Source organism: Candidatus Eisenbacteria bacterium, assembly GCA_016867495.1.
Classification (GTDB): domain Bacteria; phylum Eisenbacteria; class RBG-16-71-46; order CAIMUX01; family VGJL01; genus VGJL01.
Genome location: VGJL01000308.1, coordinates 1 through 2219, shown reverse-complemented (window position 1 = coordinate 2219; position 2219 = coordinate 1). Strand labels below are relative to the sequence as shown.

3 protein-coding genes are annotated in these 2219 nt (G+C 67.6%); 2 read left to right on the top strand and 1 reads right to left on the bottom strand.

What is annotated here, in order from left to right; genetic code table 11:
• Both FJY88_13765 and FJY88_13760 read left to right on the top strand, forming a co-directional pair.
• Positions 1-922, top strand: a 922-nt coding sequence (locus FJY88_13765) for a tetratricopeptide repeat protein (GenBank protein MBM3288393.1), incomplete at its 5' end; no start/stop codon positions are given.
• 72 nt (positions 923-994) lie between these two features.
• Complete coding sequence (locus FJY88_13760; GenBank protein ID MBM3288392.1) at positions 995-1792, top strand: undecaprenyl-diphosphate phosphatase; 798 nt, start codon at positions 995-997, stop codon at positions 1790-1792.
• 104 nt (positions 1793-1896) lie between these two features.
• On the opposite strand, the gene FJY88_13755 is transcribed toward FJY88_13760, so the two are convergent.
• Positions 1897-2219: T9SS type A sorting domain-containing protein (locus FJY88_13755; protein MBM3288391.1), on the bottom strand; the 323-nt coding region annotated here is incomplete at its 5' end.

The window sequence follows — 2219 nt, the reverse complement described above, 5'->3', positions numbered from 1 at the left end:
CGCCGACTGGGAGATCCTCGGCCGTTGCTGCGAGGCCTTCCGCCTGCTCGCGCAGCCGGGTCGAGCCCTCGAGCTGCTCGAGGCACATGCGGCGGAGAGCACCGATCAGGCCGCGTACTGGTCGCTCCATGGCCGCATGCACGAGGACCTCGGCGATCTCGACCGGGCGCGCGCCGATCACGAGCGGGCCATCGCCCTTGGTCCCGACAACGCCGAGTCGCTCTATCGGCTGGGCGTCACCCTCATGAAGGCGGAGCGTTGGGACGAGGGGATCGTCACGTTCGAGCGCTGCATCAAGCTCGACCCGCGGATGACAAAGGCTCAGATCAACATCGGATGCATCCACGATCAGGCGGGCGACCATCAGAAGGCCGTTCTCGCCTTCCAGCGGGCGCTCGAGATCCAACCACTCAGCGTCGAGGCCCACTGCAACCTGGGCGCGGCCTACGCCGATCTGGGGCGCAACCGGGACGCGGGCGAGGAGTTTCGCGCGGCGATCGAGATCGACCCCGGCTACTCGGACGCCTACTTCAATCTCGGCTTGATCTATATCGAAGAGCGCCCGGAGGATGCGCTCGTCTACCTGAGGCGAGCCCTCGAACTCGATCCCGAGAACTGGGAGATCGAGTACTACCTCGGCGTCCTTCACTTCAAGAAGGGGATCTACGAGACTGCGATCCGCTGCCTGCAGCGGTGCAGGGAGAAACACCCCGAGAACGCGAAGGTGCTCTACCACCTGGGGATGGCGTACAACAAGAGCGACATGCCGGACGCGGCCATCGAGGCCCTGAGCCGCCTCTGCGAGATCGAGCCGCGCAATCCGGACGCCCAGTTCAACCTGGGAATCGCCCTCGACAAGAAGGGGCTCTACGATCGGGCCCGCGAAGCCTACAGGGCCGCCGATCGTCTGGGAAGCGCGTAGGGCCCTCGGCTTGCCATCCCGGGACTGGCGGCGCGGCGATCCCCCGGAGTTCCTCCGGATCGGCATGATCCGATGACCCTTCCCGAGATGATCGTCCTGGCCGTGGTCCAGGGCCTCACGGAGTTCCTCCCGATCTCGAGCAGCGGACACCTCGTGCTGGCCAACGCGATCCTGGGGCTCGAGCAGCCCGGGATCGCCGTCGAGATCGTGCTCCACCTGGGGACGCTCGCCGCGGTCGTTCTCTACTTCCGCCGCGATCTCGCGCAACTCGCCCGGTCGGCTGCCGTCTATCTCGGCGGCGGGAGGGGAGAGCGGGAGCGCGCCTCGATCGCGATGGTCTTAGCGCTCGCCGTGGGGACGGCGCCATCAGTGGCGGCGGGGCTCTTCGCGAGGAGCCGCCTCGAGTCGCTCTACGAGAACCCCCGGCAGACGTCGATCGAGCTTCTCGTCACGGCACTCATCCTTCTCTCGACCCTTCTCGTGCGAAGGGGCGCGCGCCCCGTGTCGATCGGACGCGCGCTCGTGATCGGATTCTTCCAGGCGCTCTCGCTCCTGCCCGGAGTCTCCCGCTCGGGGGCCACGATCTCGGGGGGCCTCTATCTCGGGATCCGTCCGGAGGAAGCGGCCCGCTTCTCCTTCCTCCTGTCGATCCCCGCGATCCTAGGAGCGATCGTTCTCGAAGCCCCCGCAGTGCTTCGCGAGGCGGGGCAGGGCCGGGCGGGGCTCCTCTTGGCGGGATGCATGATCTCGTTCGCGCTCGGGTATCTCTCGATCGCGGCGCTGCTCAAGATCGTCGGCCGCGGCCGCTTCGGTTTCTTCGGGATCTACTGCCTCCTGGTGGGAATCGCCGGGCTCGCCCTCCTGCGCTAGATCGTCTTCCGCGCGCGGCGGGGACTCGTCCCTCGCAACCGGAGAGAGACAAGAGCGCCGGAGGATGCCTCCGGCGCTCTTCGGATCAGACTATCCAGAGCCAGCTACTTGACCAGCACCAGCTTCGCCGTGCTCTGTCCGTCGAGACTCGAGAAGTGGACGAGATAGACGCCCGTGCAGACCGGCCGGCCGGCGTCGTCGCGGCCGTCCCAGCTCGCATGGTGCGTCCCGGCGCCCATCTTCCCATCGACAAGCGTGCGCACGATGCGCCCGGTCGGGTCGCTGAGCCTCAGTGTCACGGGGGATGCGGCCGCGACCGAAGAGACGTCGTAGGTGAGTTCCGTGGTCGAGCGCATCGGGTTCGGCCTCGTCCCGAGGATCCGGGCGTTCGAGGACGCCAGCGGATCGGGAGTCGCTGCCGGATCGG

What these genes read in the sequence shown, in the direction of transcription:
- FJY88_13760 (MBM3288392.1), top strand. Translation starts at nt 995, where the DNA reads ATGACCCTTCCCGAGATGATCGTCCTGGCCGTGGTCCAGGGCCTCACG.